Origin of the sequence: Prosthecobacter sp. (assembly GCF_046154365.1) — a bacterium.
Classification (GTDB): domain Bacteria; phylum Verrucomicrobiota; class Verrucomicrobiia; order Verrucomicrobiales; family Verrucomicrobiaceae; genus Prosthecobacter.
Genome location: NZ_JBJXFV010000071.1, coordinates 125,717 through 148,583, shown reverse-complemented (window position 1 = coordinate 148,583; position 22,867 = coordinate 125,717). Strand labels below are relative to the sequence as shown.

General features: G+C 60.3%; 15 protein-coding genes. 2 read left to right on the top strand and 13 right to left on the bottom strand.

Features of this window, described 5'->3' with window-relative positions:
* The coding region (locus ACKVY0_RS10070) for an AccI family restriction endonuclease (RefSeq protein WP_409214686.1) at positions 1-990 on the top strand (990 nt) is incomplete at its 5' end.
* Here the strand turns inward: ACKVY0_RS10070 and ACKVY0_RS10065 are convergent.
* The 11 genes from ACKVY0_RS10065 to ACKVY0_RS10015 form a co-directional block, all read right to left on the bottom strand.
* On the bottom strand, positions 890-2,635 hold the full coding sequence (locus ACKVY0_RS10065; protein WP_409214685.1) for a class I SAM-dependent DNA methyltransferase: 1,746 nt from the start codon (positions 2,633-2,635) through the stop codon (positions 890-892). The two genes, ACKVY0_RS10070 and ACKVY0_RS10065, sit on opposite strands and share 101 nt — an antisense overlap.
* Positions 2,636-2,711: 76 nt before the next feature.
* A complete protein-coding gene (locus ACKVY0_RS10060; protein WP_409214684.1) occupies positions 2,712-3,992 on the bottom strand; it encodes a hypothetical protein in 1,281 nt (426 codons plus the stop codon).
* Positions 3,993-4,136: 144 nt separating this feature from the next.
* The gene (locus ACKVY0_RS10055) at positions 4,137-5,510 is read right to left on the bottom strand and encodes a DUF1552 domain-containing protein (protein WP_409214683.1); all 1,374 of its coding nucleotides are present in this window, start codon (positions 5,508-5,510) and stop codon (positions 4,137-4,139) included.
* A gap of 44 nt (positions 5,511-5,554) precedes the next feature.
* The gene (locus tag ACKVY0_RS10050; protein WP_409214682.1) at positions 5,555-6,868 is read right to left on the bottom strand and encodes a DUF1552 domain-containing protein; all 1,314 of its coding nucleotides are present in this window, start codon (positions 6,866-6,868) and stop codon (positions 5,555-5,557) included.
* A gap of 7 nt (positions 6,869-6,875) precedes the next feature.
* Complete coding sequence (locus tag ACKVY0_RS10045) at positions 6,876-9,485, bottom strand: DUF1592 domain-containing protein (RefSeq protein WP_409214681.1); 2,610 nt, start codon at positions 9,483-9,485, stop codon at positions 6,876-6,878.
* Between the two features lie 27 nt (positions 9,486-9,512).
* Entirely contained in the window at positions 9,513-11,954 is a 2,442-nt protein-coding gene (locus ACKVY0_RS10040) for a DUF1592 domain-containing protein (protein WP_409214680.1), read from the bottom strand.
* Between the two features lie 206 nt (positions 11,955-12,160).
* Entirely contained in the window at positions 12,161-13,315 is a 1,155-nt protein-coding gene (locus ACKVY0_RS10035; RefSeq protein WP_409214679.1) for a mandelate racemase/muconate lactonizing enzyme family protein, read from the bottom strand.
* A 92-nt stretch (positions 13,316-13,407) separates the two neighbouring features.
* Positions 13,408-14,661 (bottom strand): MFS transporter, encoded by a 1,254-nt coding sequence (locus ACKVY0_RS10030; protein ID WP_409214678.1) that lies wholly within the window; start codon positions 14,659-14,661, stop codon positions 13,408-13,410.
* Between the two features lie 40 nt (positions 14,662-14,701).
* Positions 14,702-15,619, bottom strand: a complete 918-nt coding sequence (locus ACKVY0_RS10025; RefSeq protein WP_409214677.1) for a dihydrodipicolinate synthase family protein — start codon at positions 15,617-15,619, stop codon at positions 14,702-14,704.
* A gap of 120 nt (positions 15,620-15,739) precedes the next feature.
* A complete protein-coding gene (locus tag ACKVY0_RS10020; RefSeq protein ID WP_409214676.1) occupies positions 15,740-16,069 on the bottom strand; it encodes a response regulator transcription factor in 330 nt (109 codons plus the stop codon).
* Between the two features lie 50 nt (positions 16,070-16,119).
* Positions 16,120-17,433 carry a DUF1552 domain-containing protein gene (locus ACKVY0_RS10015; protein WP_409214675.1) on the bottom strand — a complete coding sequence of 438 codons (1,314 nt, stop codon included), beginning with the start codon at positions 17,431-17,433 and terminating at the stop codon, positions 16,120-16,122.
* 137 nt (positions 17,434-17,570) lie between these two features.
* On the opposite strand from ACKVY0_RS10015, the gene tnpA reads away from it, so the two are divergent.
* Positions 17,571-18,017 (top strand): IS200/IS605 family transposase, encoded by a 447-nt coding sequence (gene tnpA / locus ACKVY0_RS10010; RefSeq protein ID WP_409214674.1) that lies wholly within the window; start codon positions 17,571-17,573, stop codon positions 18,015-18,017.
* 188 nt (positions 18,018-18,205) lie between these two features.
* On the opposite strand, the gene ACKVY0_RS10005 is transcribed toward tnpA, so the two are convergent.
* On the bottom strand, positions 18,206-21,658 hold the full coding sequence (locus ACKVY0_RS10005) for a DUF1592 domain-containing protein (RefSeq protein WP_409214673.1): 3,453 nt from the start codon (positions 21,656-21,658) through the stop codon (positions 18,206-18,208).
* A complete protein-coding gene (locus ACKVY0_RS10000) occupies positions 21,655-22,437 on the bottom strand; it encodes a GxxExxY protein (protein ID WP_409214672.1) in 783 nt (260 codons plus the stop codon). Before ACKVY0_RS10000 ends, ACKVY0_RS10005 begins: the two co-directional genes overlap by 4 nt.
* Between the last annotated feature and the right edge of the window lie 430 nt (positions 22,438-22,867).

Genomic DNA, 22,867 nt, shown 5'->3' with positions numbered 1-22,867 from the left:
TCGAGCGCATCGAGCGTCGCCACGAGAAACGTCGTCGTGCGGCAGCCAACGCCCTCAAACGCCAACGCAAACGGGAAAAAGTTGCTCCGGCGAAGGCTTCAACCTCCTAACAAAGCAGAACTAACTGGAGTCATCGCGACGCTGGAACGTAAAGGCATCGAAGCACGGCATTTGGAGTTTGGCGGTGAAGGCAAGCTGCCTGCGAAGAAGATCACGGTGCCAACGGATGCGCGTTCGGAGTTCCTGGCGAATCGAGCGATGGGTGATTGGGCGGAGCACAGCCTGTCTCTCGCGCTTCGTCCTGTGTTCTCGGATTTGAAGGTCGTGCAGTATGGCAATACGGACCGAATCGCCGCAGGTCATCCTGACTTCAAGGCAAGGTATCTGGCCGGCATCGAAGAAACACGACGCTTCGGCAAGCGGCCCGACTTGCTGATCTTGCCAAGCCATGTTGTCGCGCCAGACGACATTTCAGAGCTAAGCCATGCCGACAGTGACGCCTTCGTGAATCAAGCTCTTACTTCCATCGAAGTGCGTTCCAGCAAGTTCGAGGCGCTGACCTACATGCGAGTGCGTCAGCAGCAGCGTGAGGCTGGAAACAAGACGGCTCGTGAGACGCCGAGTTTCACCGTGAAGGTGGAAGACCTCATTATCGTGTATCGCTGGTTGGAACGTTACGGCGTGGTGCAGAGCTACTGTCAGGTGTTCTTCGATTCGATCTTCGCCATCAACTTCCTCGACATTTTCTCCATCATCGCCAGCGGCACCGGTTTCACCATCGAGACACCTGCCAAGAGCCAGGAGAAGGCAACGATCATGATCCCGATCACGAGCGGTGCCAAGATCGGCACAGCCACGGAAATGCCTCGATTCGAGGCCGAGCACCGCGTCACTGAGCTGGGACGGCACGACGCTTTCGTGGTGCCGTGCGGCGGAGGTTTTTCGCTGGACGCGGAAGCGGCCCGGCGGGTGCTTCTGCCTGCTGTTTAGGTTCGGCGGCATTGATGACGGGCAAGGCCAGCATCTCTGCAACCATGCGGTCCATGATTCGGCGACGTTCGTCATCTGGCACTGACTCAAGCTCAATCAGGCGGGCGGTGAGCTGCTTTGCCTGCTCCGTCGTTTGCGCGGGTAACGTCGGGCAAGGCATAGCTTCCACATCCTTCGGCTCAAGCTTGTTCAAGCCATCGCCATAGAAGCGGTTTACTTGCGAGAAGGCAATGCGGCCCCATGAGCTGTTCAAGAACAAGGCCACCAACGGCGCGAGGCTGGTCTGGCCGTTACGAGCATACAATCCATGAAAGCAAGTGAGGTTCTTCGCGCCCGAGGTGTTGAGGATAAACTTCACCGTCTCACGAGAAAAGACCGCCACCCACACATCAGCGACGGCACGGTTCTCAGGCTGATACCAAACAGGACGATGGCTTGGCAGATGCCGCTCATGAATCCCCAGCGCCTGACCCGCGCGAAGATAGGATTCGAGTTCGGCCCCATTCGTTCGCGGACTGAGCAGGTAGCAGCGCCGATCCGAGTCCGCCAGTTGGGTCAGCTTGTGACGAGTGAAGACCATGCCATCGGCATCGGTCGCCTTTGTGACGCAAGGCTCGATGTGCTCCTGCGTCAGCCGATGCTCGTGCAGAAGCGATTCGCTAAGGCAGAAGAAGTCGTTGGCTCCCGTCGCGATGCCTCGCCGACACTGAAAGTAATCGCCAATCTTCTGGGTCAGATGATGAACGTCTTTCGATGGCTCGTTCTCCAGCAAGGCGTTCAGCCACTTCTCGCGTGGAACGAAGGTGCGCAGATCGTGAATGGCCCGAGTGGATGCCGTCACTGGTTGTCCAAGCAGCTCGCCAACGAAATCCACAGCCGCTTCAAGCGACGATGCCTTGATCGCCTTTATCGGGCGATTATTCGTGTCGCCCCGGTCCAGAAAAATGATCGAGCTGGTCGTCAACGCATCGGCGAACAAGTTCAACTCCGGTGCAAAGACGATCACACCCGCAGGACGCATCGCGTTGAGCAGTCGCTCTTTGATCTCCTCTCCGAAGTTCGCGTTCATGAACTCCGCTGGGAGCAGCACAGCGGCACGTCCACCGGGAGCTAGGTCGTCCCAAATCTTGAGCAGAAAGATCGCATACAAGTTCGTCAGCCGATCCAGTGGCACACCAAATCGCTCATCAAAGTAGCGCCACTCAGCATCCGAGTATTCAAGCCGCTGCGACTTCACATACGGCGGATTGGCAATGATGCCCGTGAACTGACCCGACTCGGCGAACAGGTAATCCCCAAGAATCAGCTTCGTGCCATGCGGTGCCGTGCGTTTTGCCTGCTGAAACGTGTCCTCATCCCGCTCCACGGCGACCATCTTGACGCCGTCACAAATGTCAGCACAAGCATGGAGCAAGTTTCCCAGCCCCGCCGCCGGATCGAGCACGATTTCCGGCTTGGCGGACATCACCCACCGGGCCATGAGCGATGCTACGGCAGGCGGCGTCGGCACTTGGCCCAATCGCTTCGTCTCCCGCTGCCAGCGTTCGCTCGAAGCCACTTCGCGAGCAGATCCGGCAGCATACTCGACCCGTCCTGGGTCGAGATACAGCGAGAGAAATGTCTGGCCTTCTTCGAGCTTCATCATGAATTAGCTACACGGAGTTAAACTACGAGTCAAGGGGCTGCGCGTTCCCTTGTTCCATGTCGATGCTTGATATAGATCAGTAGTTCGGAAAGATGGCCGGTGTCGGGAAGCGCTCGTCGATGTTGGAGGCGCCGTTGCCGAGATACTCTTCGCGTGGCAGGTGGACATCCGGCCAGCTATTCGGGCGGACTTTGACGATGCGCGTGGGGCGCATGCCTTCGGTGATGAGGTCGGTTTCAAATCGGATCTGGATGCCGCTGCTGCCAAGCGGGGCATTACCGGGCAACTGCGTGACGTCGAGGAGCTTCCCGCGTGCGGCCATCTGCGTGGGACCGGCGGTGCCGCCTTCGGTGTGCTTCAGGGTGTTCTCGACGCCATTCATCAATGCGGCGGTGCCCTTGCTGAACTCGGCGTAGAGCGACGCGTCCATGCCGCCGAAGAGCGTGGCGGTCACGGCGGCGCGGCCGAACTTGCCATACTCGACGGCATCAATCCATGCGGGCATCCAACGGCCTCGGATGAAGGCTTTGTGCAGCTCGGTTTGTTGCATCGCGGCGTTTTGCATCGCGGCGTCGTCCAGCCAGATGTCGGAGATGTGGAAGCGGGTGAACACACCGCCCAGCGTGGGCTTCCAGGTGATGCCGAGTTGGACGGACTGACCGCCGAGAGCCTTTTTCCCTTCGGTGGGCCAGATGCCATCGGCGATCAGGTGCTCGATGCGGAGGCATTTGCGGCCACGCCAGACGCGGGTGGCGGCGTCAAAGGAGAGTGTTTCCTCGCTGGTCTTGCCTTCGGTGCCATTTTTCGATTCGCGGCTGGCGATGAGAGTGCCTTCATGGTTTTTGATCTCCAGTTCCTTGAGCTTCCACACGTGTCCTTCGCGCAGACAGTGGCTGGGCTCGTCTTCGAGGAGGAGCACATGGTTCTCGGCGGGGAAGATGCCGATGCCACGGCGGTGGTTCGCGTCTTTGTCCTTGTTGTTGATCGGCAGCACCGGCACGGCGGAAGTCTTCGGGTCCGGTGGCAAAAAGGCGCGCACGTGCAGCATGGTGCCGAGTGGAATGTCGCGCAGATCCGCCGGTGCGCCGTGATACCGGACCATGCCGTAGGGCAGCATGGCGAAAGGATGCGGATCGTTCATGCGAAACACGCCCATGCCTTCCACACGGATGCTGCCACGGCGGTTGGCGTGATCCACGAAGACGAGTTCACCACGGTAGGCGTGTGCTTTGTCCAACGGCGGGAACTTTCCCGCTTCGGGACGAAAAACATTCTCTTCGGCGTGTGCGGAAGCTACGAGCAATGAAAGTCCCAGGCACAACGCCACGAGCCAGATGGTGCTTTGGTCTCGGGTCATCGGAGTAGTGGAATCATCATTTTCGACAAGAGAATGGGGACAGGGGAATGAATCGAGAGGGGCTGGTAAAAGATGGGGGGTAAAAGATTCAGAAAGCTGTCTTCATCTTTTACCTGAAATCTTTTACCAACTCCTGTCTCCGGGTCAGATCGCGATGACTTTGTTGTTATCGCCAAATTGGCCGGTTTCAACGCCCATGCGCTGGGCCATGAGGAGGAGGAGGTTGCTCATGTGGGCGTCGGAGTTCACGGGGCGGCTGCAGACTTGGTAGTGGGCGGTGGTGAGGGCACCGTCGGGGCCGAAGGTGTAGCCTTGGAAGTCTTTGGCGGATTTGTTGAAGTCGAGGTGCGTGCCGTGCTTCAGGCCGAGGTCGGAGCCGCCGGCGAGCACGAGCGGGAGGTTGGCGTTGCCGTGGCTGTGGCCGTAGGACATGCCGCTGCCGAAGAGAGCCATCGTGGAGCCGAGGAGAGGCTTGCCGCTGAGGTCTTTGGTTTCGGAGAGGCGGGTGATAAAGTAGCCGAACTGCTCGATGGCGAAGGTATCGTAGTTCGTGAGCTTTTCCATGTAGCCCGCGTCGCCGCCGTGATGGCTGAGCTGATGACGCGACTCAGTGATGCCGATTTCGGGGATGGAGATGGCATCGCCTTCGCCGCCGAGGCTGAAGGTGGCCACACGGGTCACATCTGTCTGAAAGGCGAGCACCATGAGGTCATAGACGCTGCGGAAATAATCGCCCGCCTTGGTGGCGGCGATGTCGCGGTTCGTGCGGTTGCGGTCGGCCTCGGAGATGGAGGGCAACGGTGTGTCGAGCCAGGCATCGGCCCGCCGCGTGCGGATCTCGGCTTCGCGGACGGAGGTGAGGTATTGCTCCATGCGTCCTTTGTCCTCGGAGCCCATCTTTTTCTCGAGCTGACGCACTTCGGCGAGGTTCGCATCGAGCACGCTGCCTTTGCGGCGCAAGGCCCGTCGCTGGACCATTTTGCCGCCTTTTGGTTCCTCAAAGAGGGAGGCGAAGATTTCACTGCAGCGACGCATCGCAGGCAACCGCACGCCGTCGGCGGTCCACGCGAGCGAATCCTGCGTGATGGCGACCTCCATTGAGGGGTAACGCGTGTGCAGCGCCGTGATCTCGGCCATCTTTTGGTCCACAGAGATGGTGTTGTGATCTGAAGGCCCGAGCTTGCCGCCGGTGAGCCAGACGCTGATGCAATTGTGATGATGACTGAGTGCTCCCGGATGATGCAGACCGCTGATGGGCGTGATGACATCGCGATGCTTCTCCAGTGGCTTCAATGACCGCGAGAACTGATAGTCTTTGCCCTCCTTGGTGATTTGGTAGTTCAGCGAATGCACGCCATTGGCCAAATAGATGAAAGCGCTGCGCTTCGGCGCTGCCGTGGCGCTTTCTGCGGCCCGCAGTGGCACCATGCACTCGAGCATCGGCAATGAGATGAAGCTGCCGAGTGCCTTGAGGGCGTGGCGGCGATTGAGGAGCCAGGATTGGGTTTGGATGTTCATGAGTGTTCTTGGTTCTTTGTTCTTGGTTTGTGAGTGATCGTCAACTACGCGAGCCCCTCAAGGGGCCCCGTGGCGGTGCTGAATCGCTCAATCTCCACACCGCTTTTTTGCAGCATGGAGGTGTAGAGATTGCAGAGCGGCTGCTGGTTCTGACCCATGAGGGGAATCTTTTTCTCGGGGTTGATCTTCTTCCCATCAGTCGCATTGAGTTCCAGCTTCACTTCATCGAGATAGGGTTGGTTGAAGGCGAGGTGCTGGCCGTGGCGGAAGCCGCCGCCGGCTAGGATGGCAGGCAGGTTGTAGGTCCAGTGGGTGTTTCCATCGCGCAGGTTGCTGGTCATCATGACCATGGTGGAGTCGAGCAGGGTGGTGGCACCTTCTTTGGCGCTCTTCAGCTTCCCAAGCAGGCCGCTAAAGGCCTGGATGAGTTCCACCTCGACTTGGCGGCACGCAGCGAGCTTTTTCGGCTCTTTGCCGTGGTGGGAGAGGTCGTGATGCATGCCGAAGGTCATGAGGCTCACAGCGCGGGTCGAGTCGGTAACCAGTGCGAGGTGGATCATGTCGATCATGAGCTGGAACTTCGCCTTTTGCTGCTGGTTGTCGCCGATGTCTTTGGGCTCGCTGCCGATGGCCTTGGGCTTGGGGCGATTCACCCACTCACGGGCCATCTGGAGCTGGCGTTCCACGTCGCGGACGGATTCAAAGTATTCCTCGACGCGTTGGCGGTCGGCACTGCTGATCTGGCGATTGAGCCTCTTGGCGCGATCACCCACGAAATCGAGCATGCTGCGACCTTCATCAATGCGGCGCATCTCGGCATCCATCTCGGCGGGAGTGGCAGCGAGGAAGAGCTTCTTGAAGACTGCCGAGGGCCGGTCGATGGCGGGAATGGTAACACCATTGGCAGTGACGGAGAGCGAACCGCCTTGCGTGGTCAGGGCGAAGCTCTCGTAGCGGGTCTCCCCGCGAAACTTGGCAGCAAAGGCTTGATCCACCGAGATGGTGTTTTTCAAATTATACGAGTAATCGGGATAAGGCGCGCCAGTGAGCATGACAGCCTCCGCCTTGTGTCCGCCACCGCCAGTGTTGGGATGGCTCAGGCCGCTGATCACCGTGAAGTCATCGCGTAAGGCCGCAAGCTGCGTGAGGTGCGCAGGCAGCGTGTAATCGCGGCCAGTGGTGGTGGGCACGAAGGCCGTGGGATCGAAACCGAAGGGAACGCCGATGCACACCATGCGGCGGGGCGTAGCGGCCGGAGCAGCCGCGAGACGGCCCGCTGGCAGCATGGACTCGAGCATCGGCAAACCAAGGGCGATGCCGGAGTTTCGCAGGAAGAGGCGGCGTGAGATCGGTTTCATACAATGCTTATTTCTGGGTGAAAAGTTCGCTCTGCACGACTTCGTGAATCAGCGTGCGCAGGCCAAAGCCGGACGCCTTGGTTTTTTTCAATATGGCATCGATGACGAGTTCATCGCCAGCCTCCGTGTGCACGCCTGTGGCAAAGGTGGCGAGTTTGCGGACGAAGTTGCGCGCGAGGAGTTCGGGCCGCGTGGCGAGCGCCGCCTTGTAGGCGCGGACATCGGCGACTTCGATCCCGCCGGGCAACTGGCTCCGCGTGTCCACCGTGGCGCCTTTGAGGTATTTGACCTGTCCATAGTGGGCACCGAAGAAGGCCTTCAGATCTTTGAGCTTCTCACCCGTCTCGGTGGTGCGGTAGTAGTCGCGATAGCGCCCGATGGGATCAAAGGCCTCGAGCACGAAACCAGGTGGATCGATCTTCTGATGGCAACCAGCGCAGGTCTTCACCGACTGGTGCTTGGCTAGTTGCTCGCGGACGGTGGTCGCACCCCGCGTGTCGGGCTCGATGGATCCGACATTCGGCGGCGGAGGCGGGGCAGGCGTGCCCACGATCCTCTCTAGCAGCCACACGCCGCGCAGCACGGGCGAAGTGTTCGCGCCATTGGCCGTGACCTTCAGAATACTCGCCTGCGTGAGCAATCCACCGCGCACACTGTCAGCGGGCAAAGTGATGCGCCGCAGGGCAGCGCCTTTTACCGGAGGCAATTCGTAGTGCTCAGCCAGACGTTGATTGAGGTATGCGTAGGGCGCCGAAACAAGCATCGTCGCGCCGAGATCACGCTCCACGAGATTGCGGAAATAGGTGCGTGTTTCCCCGACCAGCGAGTCATGCAGAAACACATCTTGCCGACCGTCTCCGATGCTTTCAAAATACTCGGGAAAAAGATCGCGGTCCGGCGTGGTGGCGTCGATCTCGCGCAGGTTGAGCCATTGAGCGAGAAAGTCAGTAACGAAGGCCTCGAAGCGCGGCGAGGCGATCAAGCGGGCCGCCTCTTTGCGCAGCACTTCGTGTTTGGTCAGCTCACCCTTGTCCGCCAGCTTGCGCAGGCCAACGTCAGGAGCGGAACGCCACAGGAAATAAGAGAGGCGTGCGGCCAGCTCGTGGCTATTCAATTTCGGCCCCTGTTCGACGAGGAAGAGAAATTCCGGTGAGCAAAGCACGGCACGGTGCGCGGCATTGAGCGCGACCTCGAGGCATTCGCCTTTGGCGAGTCGGTCACGAGTCATCGCTTGGTAAAGCTCAACCTCCTCGGCCTTCGCAGGTCGGCGGAACGCGCGGCTGATGAACCGGTTGAGCACTTCACGGATGGCGGGCTCTACTTTGTCCGCCGATAACCGGACGGTGACGGTGTCCTTGAGCTGCCGATAAGCGCGCACAGGACGGAGTATCGAATCCGGCACCCGCGCCGTTTTTGCGACTTCTGCGGCGGGAGCCAGCTCCGTATCGTCGCCATAGAGCAGCTTGTGCCCTGGTGTCGGCCAGCTTTCGATCAGCGGACCCGTGATCTCCAAGGGCTTCACCACGATGGCTGGCCCCACCGTGGCAATGGGCGGATTGGGATTGTTGAGGAAATGCCAGCCTTTGGGCATCTTCTCCTGCTTGTCCGGTGCATAGACGCTGTAACCGGCGTCAATGCGCACCTTGGCCATGCGATAGGGCGCGATGATGAGGGTCTCCCCACGATCGAAGGAACGCGTCAGCTCGACCACGCTCTGCTGGCGATGCTTCGCGTCGAAGTGGCCGAGCAACTCGCGTCGCTTGCCACCCGAAGCGAGCCATACGCTGTAAATGAGATCCCCGCCGCCCGTTGTGCCGAGCGCCTCGGTGGTGATGCGAATGCGAAACGTGCCTGGTGTGTCGCGCGTCACCGCCTCGAACTGCCGCAACGCCACAGGCACCTCGATGTGCGTGTCGAGGAAGAAGTGCAGATCCTCGCCGTGCAGATTGCACTGCAGCCGGTTGTGAGCGTAGGCGGACCAAGGCTTCTCCGCCTCGTGGTCAAAGGCAAACCGATGCGTTTTGGTCTCTGGCTTAGCCTGGCGGACGCTAGCCGCTTCGAGCGCGCGATCCGCCGCTGCCATGTATTGCTGAATGTGGACCGGCGAGATGCTCAGCGCTGCCGTTTGATTGCTAAAACCATCGCGCAGGTCATCCTCGGGCAGGAGATCCCGCAGTGGCGTGTCGATGCCGAGCAGATCTCTGACGGTGTTCTCGTATTCGAGCCGATTGAGACGGCGCACACGCACCCGGCCGGTTTCACCGTGTTTGGCCAGAGCTTCTTTGTGAAAGGCGCTTTTCAGCGCCCCGAGCGCCACGAGGATATCCTCCTCTGCGGGGCGCTCTTTTTTGGGCGGAGGCATCTCGCCGCTTTCCACCCGCGCGAGCACCCGACTCCATGCCGTATGACTCGCCGACTCCGTGAGATTATTGCCCAACAAATCCGCCCTGAAATCGCCTTTCATCGTGGTCTCGTCATGGCAGTCCGCGCAGTGCTTTTCGATGAAGGAAAGCGGCAGCACGGCGCTGATGGCTGAGTTTGCAGAGAGTTCAGCGCGCACCAAAGTTCCTTTGAGCAAAAGGAAGGCGAAAGCGAGATGACGAAATTGAACGCTCATGGAATGAGGATGCCTAGCGGGGTCTTGTCAGCGCTTGCGGATGAGGTCGGAAAGGGTCACAGCGCGGACAATGTCCTTGATCCGGTAATCGCTCTTCTTTGCTTCGGCCTGGATGGCTTTGAGGTCGTCCTGGTCGTCAAAGGCGAGGGCGCGGCGGAGGGCGTAGGTGCAGAGGTGCTCGATGAAGGCTCGGGCGACCTTGTCGCGGTCTTCGAGCAGTAGGCGCTTGAACTCAGTGGCGTCTTTGAAGGCGCGGCCGTCGGGCATCAGGCCGGAGGGATCGATGACGGGGTCGCTGCCGACTCCTGCGGGCACTTTCTCGTGGGTGCGCCATTGGCCAACGGCATCGTAGTTATCCCAGGCGAGGCCCAGTGGGTCGATTTTGGCATGGCAGGCGGCGCAGTTGGCGTCGTTGCGGTGGGCTTCGATCTTTTGGCGCAGAGTTGCTTTGGGGCTCTGCGGCGTTGGGGGCTCAATGGCAGGGACGTTGGCAGGAGGCGGCGGTGGTGTTTTGCCGAGAACGACCTCGCTGAGCCACACGCCGCGATGCACGGGGCGATGGCGCGTGCCGTCGGAAGTGAGGCCGAGCACCGCGCCCATCGTCAGCAGACCGCCGCGACGATCTTCGGGCTTCAACGACACACGCTGGAAGCCGCTCGCCTTCGGCTCCGGCAGTCCGTAGAAATCGCAGAGCCGCGCATTGGCCATGGTCCAGTTGGAATCGATGAAACCATCTAAGGACAGATTCTTCGCGAAGAGTTCGCGGAAATACTCAATGACCTCGGAGCGCATGCTCTCCTCCAGCCAGGCGTCGTAAGTCGGGTAGAGCTTTTTGTCTGGCGGGAACATGCCCACGCGGTGCAGTTGCAACCACTGCCGAGCAAAATCATCAATGAAGCGGCTGGTTTTGCTGTCGGCCAGCATCCGGTCCACTTCTTTCTTGAGGCCATCACCATTCAGCAGGCCGCTTTTGGCCGCGGTGGAGAGGCCGTCGTCGGGCATCGAGCTCCAGAGAAAATACGACAATCGCGAGGCAATTTCCGAATCGGTGAGCCGTTCGCGAGCCACGGGGTCGCCCTCGACGAGGTAGATGAAATGCCTGGAGGTCATCACACCCTGCAAAGCGACACGGTAAGCATCAGCCATCTTCTCGCCCGCCTCGCGCTCGGTGCGGTAGGATTGCAAATACTGCTCCAGCTCTTCTTTTTTCACCGACCGACGCCAGGCGCGATCGGCGAAGCGTTGCAAATGCTCCGCCACCACCTCGGGCGTGGCATCATCCGGCGGCACCAAGCCCACGCGCCGTGATTTTTCCGCCTCCGACACCAGCGGGCCTTCCCATTCGATCCAATCAAGCAGCACCGTGGAGAAAAGGCCGTTCCCCTTGTCATCGAACATCTGCGGCGCGTTTGGATTTAAGAGCAGAGTCTCGCTGCTATGCGTGAAAAGATAAGCACCCCCGCCGAGCGCACCGCGGAAGGCCGCGCCTTGTCTGCGGTCCACCACATCGGTCGCCACCACGCAAAAATCCAGCGCCGCCGGCATTTCGAGAAATACCTCGAACTCATAGACCTGCGGCTTGTCCTCCGGTGCCGTGAGATCAAACTCGATGAGCCCATCCACTGTCTCCTCACCGGTCCGCTTGCCGATGCTCAGGTGCGCCGCCTGACCGCCGATCGGCCGGATGCCGCTGGCCTGAATGCGGACTTTGTAAAGCCCACTGTGCTCCGGCCCCGTCTTGCCAAACCAGCCGGACGAAAGCGCGGTCTGGAGATGACCAGGAAAAAGGAGTTGGCGCAGCGGTCGCTTGATGCCGAATCGATCCAACGCCACCTGCTGGGTCTTCCCGCCGCCGTAACGCATTTCGGCAGCCGTCTTGCGCACCTTTCGTGCCTCACCCGCTGTCGTGGGGAAAGCACGGTCCAGCACCAGCTCCGCCGCGCGATAGTAACGATCCACATGCGACGGCGAAAGCGACAGCTCCGAGCCGATGCGCTCAAATCCATGCCACAGCGTGTCCTCATTCAGCTCCCCCGGCTTAGCAGGGTCATAGCGAACGCCGAGCAGATCATAGACCGTGTTTTGATACTCTTTTCTGCTGAGCCGATAATGCGCCACCGCCGGCCGCGCCGCCATCCGCGCCGCCCGGCCTTCTTTGATGCGTGAATCGAGACTCGTGACAAACGTGGCGATTTCCTCCTGCGTCGGCTTCTTCTCCTTCTTCGGCGGCATCTCGCCCGAGTTCACCTGCTCCATCATCTCCGCCCAATGATGCGTGTCAGCGCCCAGCTTGAAATCTCGCGAGAGTTGGTCGATGCGCACATCTCCCTTTTGCTTCTCCGGCCCGTGGCAGCGAATGCAGTGTTTCTCAAGAAAAGCATCAAAAGGTTCCGCAGCGAAGCCAGCACTGGCAAAGGCAAGGCCAACGGTGAGCGCGGCGACGAATGAGGATCGAAAGCAAAAAGTCATGGTGGGGTCAGATGCATACGCCTTGGAGGCGACATACTTAGCAGCTCGCTTCGCCCGAAAACTGGGGGGCTTCACGCTTTCGCGGGACAGGCTGCTAGCAGGAAGGCAGATGCGGTAAAACCGGCGTCGGACAGATGGTCTTTACGGCTTCAATGACCGGGAGGCACGGAAATGGCGTGGCAAGGAAGTTTCAAGCCCTGCGAGATTCATGTTAGCCCGCTGATGCTGGCAAAGCGCTCATTCCACTCGATGCCGAGGCCTGGGGCTTCAGGGACGTGGTAGTCGGGCCCTTGGCGGAGGAGTGGAGCACGGAGAAAGGTGTTGGCGGTGTCGAGGACGTGCGGATTGAACTCGCACAGGGCACAGTTTTCCGCGGCGGCGGCGAAATGCAGCGCGGCGGCGATTTGCGGACCCATGGCGATGCTCAGATGTGGAATAATCTGGCCCGTGAAGGCCTTGGCGATGCGCAGGGAGCCGGTGATGCCACTGCGACCAAGATCGGGCTGCAGGATCTTGGCAATGCCGAGGAAGGGCTGCAGCTCGTGCAGGGTGCGGTAGCTCTCGCCGAGCGCGATGGGCGTGCGGATGGCGGCGGCGAGTGCGGCGTGGGCTTCGATTTCCTCTGGATAGAGCGGACACTCGAGCCAGCGGGCGTTACGCGCATCGAGGTCGCGGGCCATGCCGACGGCCTTGTCGGGCGGCAGATGCCAGAGGGCATCGACGGCGAAACTCATCGTGCTCGGCAAGGCGTCGGCGATGGCGAGGAGGTCGCTCCAATCGCTCTCGTAGTAGAGCTTCACGAGGCTGATGCCCTCATCGGCATAGCGTGCGGCGAAGGCGGCGCGTTCCTGCGGCGTGCTGCCCGTGGTGCCGCTGAGGTAGGCAGGGATGCGTGACTTCGGGGAATCAGACAGGAGCGCGCACACGGGTTTGCCGGCCATTTTGCCCGCGAGGTCCCACAGGGCGATGTCTATCCCGCTCATGGCGTCGAGCATGAAGCCGCCCGTCTGGCCGCGCACGCGCATCGTGGCATACATGCGTTCCCATAGCTCCGTGATGCGCTCTGGCCTGCCATCGAAGTCTTCTCCCTCCAAAGCCGGACGCAGCAGGTGCGTGACGATGCTGCACGCGACCTCGGGCGCGAGGGGTGCCTGCGCCTCGCCCCAGCCGACGAGGCCGTTTTCCAGCTCGATGCGCACCAGTGCCGTCTCAAAGTCCACCGAGTAGAGCACCGGATACGCCGTGGACCATCGATAACCACCGCTGCCCGCGAGCAAAGTCGGCGAACCCGCCGTGCCTCGCGAACTGGCGATATCGCGCGGAAGCCGGACGGGAATGGCATGGAGAGAGCGGATGCGCATGGGCGGGGCGGGGCTGGGTGGAGAAATGGAGTGGTGGAGTGGTGGAGTATTGAATGAACGGCGTTCCAACACTCCAACACTCCAATACTTCATCACTCCACACTCGCTACCGGATGCCGCACGAAGCGGCGGGTGATGAGATACGAAATGGGATGGAGCAGGCCCATGATGATGAAGATGGCACCATAGCCGAACGCATGCACGACATGGCCGGTCATCCAGATGAAGAGCGTGCCACCCAGGCCGGTGCCGAAGGCGAGCAGGCCGGACACGGAGCCGATGAGCGGTTTGGGGAAAATATCGTTCGTGAGCGTGTTCTGGTTCGTCTTCCACGCCATGTGCGCAAAGGTCACGAGGCAGATCAGCGCGATCGTCATCGAGCGCGAGGGCACATGATGAATGGCGAGCGACACCGGCATAATGAGCGCGCAGGGTAGCATCACGCTCAAACGCGAGGCCAGCACCGGTTTGCCCCGCGCGATGAGTCTGCCGCTCATCCAGCCGCCGAACAGCGCGCCGAAGTCCGCCGCCAGATAGGGGATCCACGCCAGCATGCCCATTTCCAGCATCGTGAAGCCGCGCTGCTCCACGAGATACTTCGGCAGCCAGAAGAGATAAAACCACCACACCGGGTCGGACAGGAAGCGCGAGGCCATCAGCCCCCACATTTCAGAATGACGTGCGAGTTGTCGCCATGACGCTCGATTACCTGGAGCCGATGTCACCACGTCCGTGAGTACCAGGGCGCGTTCCTGCTCCGTGATCCGCGGATGTTGATCCGGCGGGTGATAGACCAGCAGCCATAACACGGCCCAACCCAGTCCCAACGCTCCCGTGATCACAAAGGCTGGCTGCCAGCCGTAGCGTGCATTGACCCACGTGATGAGCGGCGGCGTGAGAATCGCGCCGATCGCCGCGCCGCCCTGGATGATGCCATGCACCAACGCACGTTCCTTGGCAGGATACCACTCGCTCACCACGCGAAAGGCCGCCATGAAGTTGCCGGACTCCCCCAGCCCCAGAAAGAAGCGCAGCAGGCCCAGCGACCACACGCCCACGGCCAGCGCATGCGACATGTTCGCCAACGACCACCACACGACGAAAACAAACAACGCCAGCCTCGCCCCCCAGCGGTCCACGAGGAACCCCGAGCCGACATACATCAGCGTGTAAGCTGCAAGGAAGGCGGTGAGGATGTTCGAGTACTCCACGTCCGAGATGCCCAGCTCCTTCGTCAGCACCGGCGCGAGCACCGACAGCGTCTGACGGTCCACGTAGTTGATGACAGTGGAGAAGAACAACAGCGTGGCGATCCACCAGCGGAGATGCGGAATGCGAGTGGTCATCGTCGTTGACGTGCTGGAGTGACCAGTGATGCAGTGGACCTCATGACTCCACGACTCCATGGCGCCAACATCCCATCTGCTTCAGGAGGTCATCGAGCATCGTGTCCACATCGCGCACGGTGAAGGCATCCATCTCCGGCAGCGGGGCGCGGACATGGGTGGTGTTGCCGAGGCCGCGCCGGGCGAGGACGTGCTTGGTCAGTTTCATGCGATAAAGCGCCTGGGACACGAGCAACGGCAGGCTCAGGCCGTAGAGCCGGCGGGACTCCGCGTGATCTCCACCGGCAAAGGCACGCCACAGCGCGACATGCAGGTCCGTAAGCTCCACCGCAGGCATCGCGCCACAAGCTCCGCGCTCCAGCTCGTCGATGATGTAGCGTGCCCCGCCGCCGCCGAAGACACCCTTCACATGCGGAATGTCCGCGGCACGGATGGCGGTGATGGCTGGTCCTGACGGCAGCGTCTCTTCTTTGACATAGGTGATGGCCGGAATCGCCGTTGCGATCTCGATGATGGCCGCCGCGCCCAGGCTCGCTCCCGTGGGCACCGGTGCATTTTGCAGAATGATTTCCGCGCCAGTCAAGCCGTCGGCGATCTCGGCAAAAAAGGCCCGGTGAGCCGCGAGATCGTTTCCGAGGCCTTGCGGTGCCATGATCATCAAATGCCGGATGCCGTGCCGCATCGCGATGGTGCCCGCCGCGATGACTTCCGCCGCCGTCGCCGCGCTCGCTCCGCCCACCAGAGGCACGCGACCCGCCACCTCCTCCGCGGTCAGCGCCAGCAGCGTCTCACGTTCCGGCAGCGTGAGATGACTGTATTCACTGGCCACGCCGGGAAACACCACGCCATGCGCACCCGCATCCAGCGCAAAGCGGATCACCCGCCGCTGCGCCTCCAGATCAGGCTGGTTCGTGGTCGTGAAAAGCGTGGGGATGACGGGGAAGATGCCGGAGAGCATGAGGAAAGGCCGGGGTTGAGGTGTCGATGAACGTCGGTGTGCATTTGTCGCCAGCCGGACGACTTGCGCAAGAACGCCATCACCTCACGCAGATGTTGATCCACAAAGTCGCCGACTGGCTCACACCAGCCCTTCCTTCAACGCCTTCGCCACCGCGCCGGTGCGCGTGTTCACCTCCAGCTTCTCGTAGATGCGGCGGAGATAGGTATCGACGGTGTGGATGCTCAGCGTGAGCCGGTCGGCGATTTCCTTCTTGATGAGTCCGGTGGTCATGAGCTGGAGGATTTCTTTCTCGCGGTCGCTGAGGCCGTAATCGCTCTGTTTCGGCGCGAATTTGGAAAACATGTCGAGCACGCGTCGGGCGATGCGCGAGGTCATGGGGGAACCGCCAGCCAGCGCAGCGGTGGTGGAGAACAAGGCGAAGATGAGCAGCCAGCGATTCAAACGCACCAAACATTCCTCTGATGAGGTGAACTGCAACCCAGGTGAAGACGTGACGATCAGCCGCGAGAATCAAATCCTGTCAGCGTCCCCGTGCTCGATCCAAACGTGTCCGTCTCCGCGCCGAGGTGCTGGAGCATGGTGACGAAGAGATTGCATAGCGGCTTGTTATGCAGGGTGTCGAAGGCGAGGTGCTGGCCGTGTTTGAATCCCCCGCCCGCGAGGAGGACGGGGAGGTTGGTGCAGTTGTGGACGTTCGCATCGCCGAGGTTGCTGCCGTAGAGGACCATCGTTTGGTCAAGCAGGCGCTTGGAGTCGGCAGTGGGTGTGGCGGCTAGTGCAGTGATGAGATCGCGCAGGTGCCGCATTTGTTGAAGGTCCACCTTTTCGAGCTCGGCGAGCTTCTCTTTAGACTGGCCGTGGTGGCTGAGATTGTGATAGCCGTCGCGGGTGCGGTGCTGTGCATCGATCTCAAAGACGGGCGTGGCGAACCCGTCCACCATGAGGGTGATGATGCGCGTGCTGTCGGACTCGAAGGCCAGGCGGGCCATGTCGAGCATGAGCTGGATCTTGGGGAAGAACTTGGCCTTGTCGGCAATGTCGTTGGGCTCGGCGGACTTGGTTTGCGGTTTGGGTTTTTGTTCCCACTCGCCGGAGATGGCGAGTCGCTGCTCCAGTTCGCGCACGGAGGTCAAATACTGATCGAGACGGCTTTTGTCGTTGTTGCCGAGGTTACGTTGGAAGCTGCTGATGTCATCGCGCACGGCGTCGAGGATGCTGCCGCGATCTTGGAGGCGTTTGAGCGAGGCGGCAGTCTGTTTGGCATCGCCTTGGATGAACATTTTGCGAAACAAGGCCGCTGGGCTGTCTTCGGCGGGCAGCAGCACGCCGTCGCGTGTCCAGGAGAGGCTGCGGTTGGCCTTGTCGATGTTCACGCCGAGGTTCAGCGTGGGAAAGCGCGTCTGCTGTCCCAGTGACTCCGCAGCGAACTGGTCGAGCGAGATGCTGTTGCGGAAGCCGCTGCGTGTGGGATCGCGTGCGGCGGTGAGGAAGCAGTTCTCCGTGCTGTGGCCGCCTGTGACGGCTGGATGCGAGAGACCGCTGAAGATGGTGAAGTCGTTTCGGAATGCCGCGAGTTCCTTCAAATAGGGCGAGAGCGTGTAATCCGTGCCTTTGTCCTTCGGGAAGAAATGCTGGGGTAGCACCCCGAGGTTGTTGGAGATGAGCAGCATGCGCTTTGGTGGCGTCTGTGATGCCGCAGCACGGGAGAAGACCGGTGTCATGCACTCGAGCATCGGAAGTCCGAGCGTGACGCCGATGCCACGGAGGAAACGACGACGCGGAAGGTGGGTGGCGATGGGTGGGGAGTTCATGAAAAGAGATTGGAAGATTGCCTCGATGATGCCGAAGGCATCGTAGCGATTAGCCGGTGGTTGAGCGAAGCGAAACCACCGGATAGAATGGCGAAACACCGCGCATCCCGGAGGGATGCCAGCAACCACGCTTCGCCATGCCATCGACCTTTCTCGCTCTGCATTACCACATCGTGTTCTCCACGAAGGACCGCGTCCCACTGATAGACGCTTCCTGGCGTGAACGGCTTCATGAATACCTCGGCGGCACAGTCGGCGGACTTGGCGGGTTTGTTCAAGGTGTCGGCGGGGTGGCTGACCATGTGCATCTGCTTGTGGGATTGAAAGCCACGCATTGTCTGTCGGATTTCATGAGAGAGCTGAAGAAGGCTTCGTCCGTGTGGGTGCTTGAGGAGATCAAGCTGCGGGAGTTTGCGTGGCAGGAAGGATATGGCGCGTTCACGGTAAGCCCGACAGCACGACCTCAAGTGCAGAAATACATCGCAAACCAAGCGGAGCATCATCGCGTGAAGACGTTTCGTGAGGAGTTGGTGGAGTTTTTGAAGAAGGCGGGCGTGAAATACGAGGATCGGTATCTGGACTGAGGCGCGGTATGGCTGGCATCCCTCCGGGATGCGGGACTTTTCGGCGCGGTGATCCGGTGGTGTCGTCGCTACGCTCCTCAACCACCGGCTAATGGCTTTGATGCCTTCGGCATCGGATCGGAGGTTCCGGGGTATATGGCAGAGCTTCCAGCGAATGACATCTGCGGCTTGAAGCAGTGACAAGGCGATCATTTGTCATTACCTCCATTGAAAATGCGACTTTGCACGAGTGCGTGAATCAGGTCCTTCACACGAAACCCATCCGCTGCGCACGCATCGAGCATCGACTCGATTTCTTCGCGGTCGGCGAAGCCGACGGGCGTGCCGGTGGCGTGGAGGGTGAGGTGTTCGAGGAGGTTTTTGGCGAGTTGGCGAGGGTTGGCGGCGAGGAGGCGTTTGAGTTCGTGGATGTCGTGGAAGGTTTCGCCGGTGGGGAGCTTGCTGGAGGCATCGACGGGCTGGCCGACGAAGTAGGTGTAGGGATGTCCGGCGGGATCGATGCCGGTGATCTTCTCGCCGCGTTCCATGCCGCGATAGCGATCCCGCCATGCGCCCATGACATCGAAGTTCTCCATCGCGAAGCCGACGGGATCAAACTTGGCGTGGCATGCGGCGCAGGTTTTGGATTCGGTATGTTTGGCGAGCAGGGCGCGGATGGTGGTGGCACCACGGATGTCCGGCTCCACGGCGGGCACGCTTTTGGGCGGCGGTGGCGGCGGCTGGCCGAGGAGTTTTTCCATGATCCACACGCCGCGCAACACAGGTGAGGTGGTGGTGCCATTGGCGGTGTGTTTCATCAGCGCGGCTTGCGTGATGAGTCCGCCATACGGGCTGCCCTTTGGCAAAGTCACGCGCTGCATGGCTGAGCCGCTGACGCGGGGCAGATCGTAGTGCGCGGCGAGGCGATCATTCACAAAAGTGAAGTCGGCGGCGATGACGGTGCTCGCGGGAAGGTTCTCGCGAATCATGGCGCGGAGGAAGGACTGCGTCTCGTGGGCCATCGAATCGACGAGGTAGTCGTCTTTGCGATACTCGGGATACAAACGCTCGTCCGGGATGTCGCGGCGCAGTTTGCGCAGGTCGAGCCATTCTTCGGCAAAGGTGCGCACGAACTGCTCGAAGCGCGGATCGGCGATTAGGCGCTCGGTTTGCGCACGCAACAGGGCTTTGTCATGCAAACGGCCCTTTAGCGCGAGTTGGGCCAGTTCGTCATCAGGGCGCGAGTTCCAGAGAAAATGCGAGAGACAGCTCGCGATGGCAAAGTGGGCATCGGGAGCGTCTTTTCGCGGCTCGGTGAGATAAAGGCAGTGTGAGGAGCAAAGCAGCGCCTGATAGCCCGCGAGCATCGCATCGGCAAAAGGGGCTCCAGAGGTGATTTTGGCCTGAATGAGCGTCAAAAAGGGTTGGTGGTCCTTCTCGCTCATCGGACGCAAAGCGGCCATCGCGGCGCATCGGCGGAAGAGCTTTTCAGCATCGGCGGCACTGCCTTTCGCGGCATTCACCTCACCAAACAAGACATGATGCGAGGGCGGCGGCCATTGTGCATCGATGATGGGGCCGGTGACTTCGAGCCACTGGATCGCGACGCCGCGATGGCCCTCCGGCGGCATCGGCGGGTAATCATAGAAGAAGCCGCCATCGGTGCGGATGAAGGGCACGGGTAAGCCGAGCGGACTGTATTCAAAGGTCTCGCCTGCTTTGAGGTGGATCGTCGTTTCGAAATCACGCGCCTCAGGTTGCAAATCCATCCAGCCGCCGGTCTCACGGACATCGCCGGAGACATCGGGGCCGGAAGGCTGCCGCGCACGAAAACTCATCGCCACGGGTTCATGCGCGGGCACGAGGCGGAAGTCACGCACCTGTCGCACGGCTCGTCCGCGAAAACGCACGCGATACGCACCTTTTTGTTTGGCTCGAAAACCAGGCGGATAGCCAAAATACGGCCAAGTGGCGGAACGAAAGAGCGCCATCTCCAAGCTGGGATCGCGGCGCTGCTCAGGCGTCATCGCTTTCAGCTCCGCCGTTGTGATGGGCACCATGCGATAGTCCCGCGCGAAGAACATCGCCTCGCGTTCACCGAAGGTATTCAGACCTGGGAAAAGCTCCGTGCCGGTGAAGCGCTGCGTCACGGGTGCTGCGGGTGGTTTTGGGCCTGCCATCGCCGTGCGCAGAGCGGTCTCGGTGGCTTCGAGATAGGCATCGAGCTGAACATGCGACATATCCAGCAGTGCTGAGACCTTGGTGAAACCATGCGCGTCGCGGTCCTCGGGCAGTTTGTCCCGAATGTCGAGATGGGGCAGCTTCAGCAGCGCACGCAGGTTGTTTTCAAACTCCACACGAGTGAGGCGCCGCACCGGACCGCGACCGTTTTTCGTCGTCTCTTCCTTTGCTGCGGCGAGTAGGCTCGCGCTGAGTTGTGAGACGACGGCTTTGCGTTCCTCCACGCTGACTTTGGACTTCTCCGGCGGCGGCATCTCGCCTTTCTCGATAAGGTCAAACACTCGCGTCCAGCGACCTCGTTTGTCGGCATGACTGAGGTCAAAGGTCAGCGCGGTGATGTCGAAGTCGCCCTTCGCGACGCTGTCGTCATGGCAGTCGATGCAATGCTTGTCGATGAAGCTGTGGATCGGGCTCGCGGAGGCTGATTTTGGAGTGGGTGATTCAAAGATGTGAACATTTGTGATGTGCAGTTCTTCGATGCCGCTTTTTTTGTCGATGGTGCCGTCGATTTGATCCACCAACTGATCTCTCGTGAGCTTCCAAACGACTTTTCCGGCCTTGTCGATCTCCGCGAGCAAATCGCGGCCCTCGTCGGCTTTCTGCATGTGATAATCCCCGCAGGCCATGAGCACGTTGCCATTGGCTAGGCGTGACATGCCAAGCGTGTAGCGGCATTGCAGGCCGAGGTCTTCTTTCGTCCAGCAGCCGAGCTTTTGGCCTGCTGCATCCACATGCAGCAACTGGCATCCCGTCGATGTGGCGACCCACAACGAGCCATCTGCATCCTGCAAGGTGGCGAAGGCTTTCTTCACGGTGGGCGATGGCTTCAGCAGCGGATCGAGCGGAATGGTCTGCAACACACGGCCCGTGCCTGTTTCGACTTTCAGCACCGTTTTGCGACCGTATTGGCCGACCCAGAAGGCGTTCTCGCCGGATACCTCGCGGATCATGCGATAGCGAAAGTGCAACGGGTCATCTTTGAGATCCGGCAGTGGCGTCGCGCTCATCACCTTGCCGCTTTGATCGACGATGCGGATCTGATTCACGCCGCTGTCCATGAGCGCGAACTTCTTGCCGCCTTCGAGCACAGCCACGCTGTTCGCTTCCGCACCTTTGGGGCCTGCGACGGCCTTGTGCTCCATGACGAGCTTCTTCGCCGCATCAAACACCGCCAAGCCGCCACGATGTGCATACGCGATGCCACCGTCCGGTAGTCGAGCCGCATCGTAAATGCCACCGTGGCCGGGATGCTTCAGCACGGAGACGACTTTGCCAGTGCGGTCGATCTCGATGACCTGATTGTCCGCCGCGAGCAGATAGCGCTCTTCGGCATGGAGTTCGCAAGCGGCGAATGCGAGAAGAAGAACTCCCACAGATTCGGGGAGCCACAGATTCTTTTTCTGAAGGACAGGTGGGGTCATAGATGGCGGTTGGCGGGGACTTGGATGATTCGGACATCGACGCAGCGGCGGCCAAAATGGGCTGCAATGCCCCATGGGAGGCCAAGTCTGCGCAAGTTGGATTGGAGCACGGCTCGATCCGCTGTGGAGATGCCGTCGCCAAGTGCGGTGATGGAAACGGGACAGACGTTTTCGACGAGAATGCAACGGAGAGCGGCGCTGCATTGATTCAAAATGGCGACTTCTGGTGACAGGAGAAATGACAAGCTCTCGGCTTGTAACGCGGCCACGAAGATACCCTGCCATGTGGTCTCTCGATAGCCGAGTCCGATGTCGGCATGCATCCGGTTGAGTATTTCGATCAGGTGACGTGCGAGTTCTTGGTGCGGCAGACGTGGTGGAATTGGAACCGTGGGAAAGTCAGCCTCGACGGGATCAAAACGCACACGGACCGGGGCCAGACTCGCTTTGCCAAAGTCCATCAGTAGTCCGACGGGGATTTGCCAAGATTTGAGATAGGCGAAGAGTTGGGTGAAATGCGATGGCGCAAGCTCTCCGCGCAAGGCTTTGAGTTCAGGGATGAGCTTGCCAGGAAACACGAGGTCAGGCTCAAAGGTATCGGCAAGGTAGCCTCGATAGATCAGATCAAAGCGCGGTTTCGAGAGATGCTCGATCCCATCCGCACGAAGTAGGCCGACGAGGTGTTGATGATAGAACTCCTCCACCAATCCAGGCCCCAAGGCGGAATGCGTCTGCATCGCCTTGCCAATGATGAGATGGCTAAATGGGTCTTTAGACATGGTTAGAAGTTGGGTGCGTGTGAGGGATTCCCACAGATTCGGGATTCCGCAGATTGGTCAAAAACAGAAATCTGTGAAGCCCTGAATCTGTGGGAAATCATCAAGCTCACGCCAGGACCACCTCGCCGGTGTTCAGTTGGAGGTGAGGGATTCCCACAGATTCGGGATTCCGCAGATTGATCAGAAACAGAAATCTGTGGAGCCCTGAATCTGTGGGAAATCATTAAGCTCACGCCAGGACCACCTCGCCTGTGTTTAGTTGGAGGTGAGAAACTCCCACAGATTCGGGATTCCGCAGATTGATCAGAAACAGAAATCTGTGGAGCCCTGAACCTGTGGGAAATCATCAAGCTCACGCCAGGACCAACTCGCCGGTGTTCAGTTGGAGGTGAGGGATTCCCACAGATTCGGGATTCCACAGATTGATCAG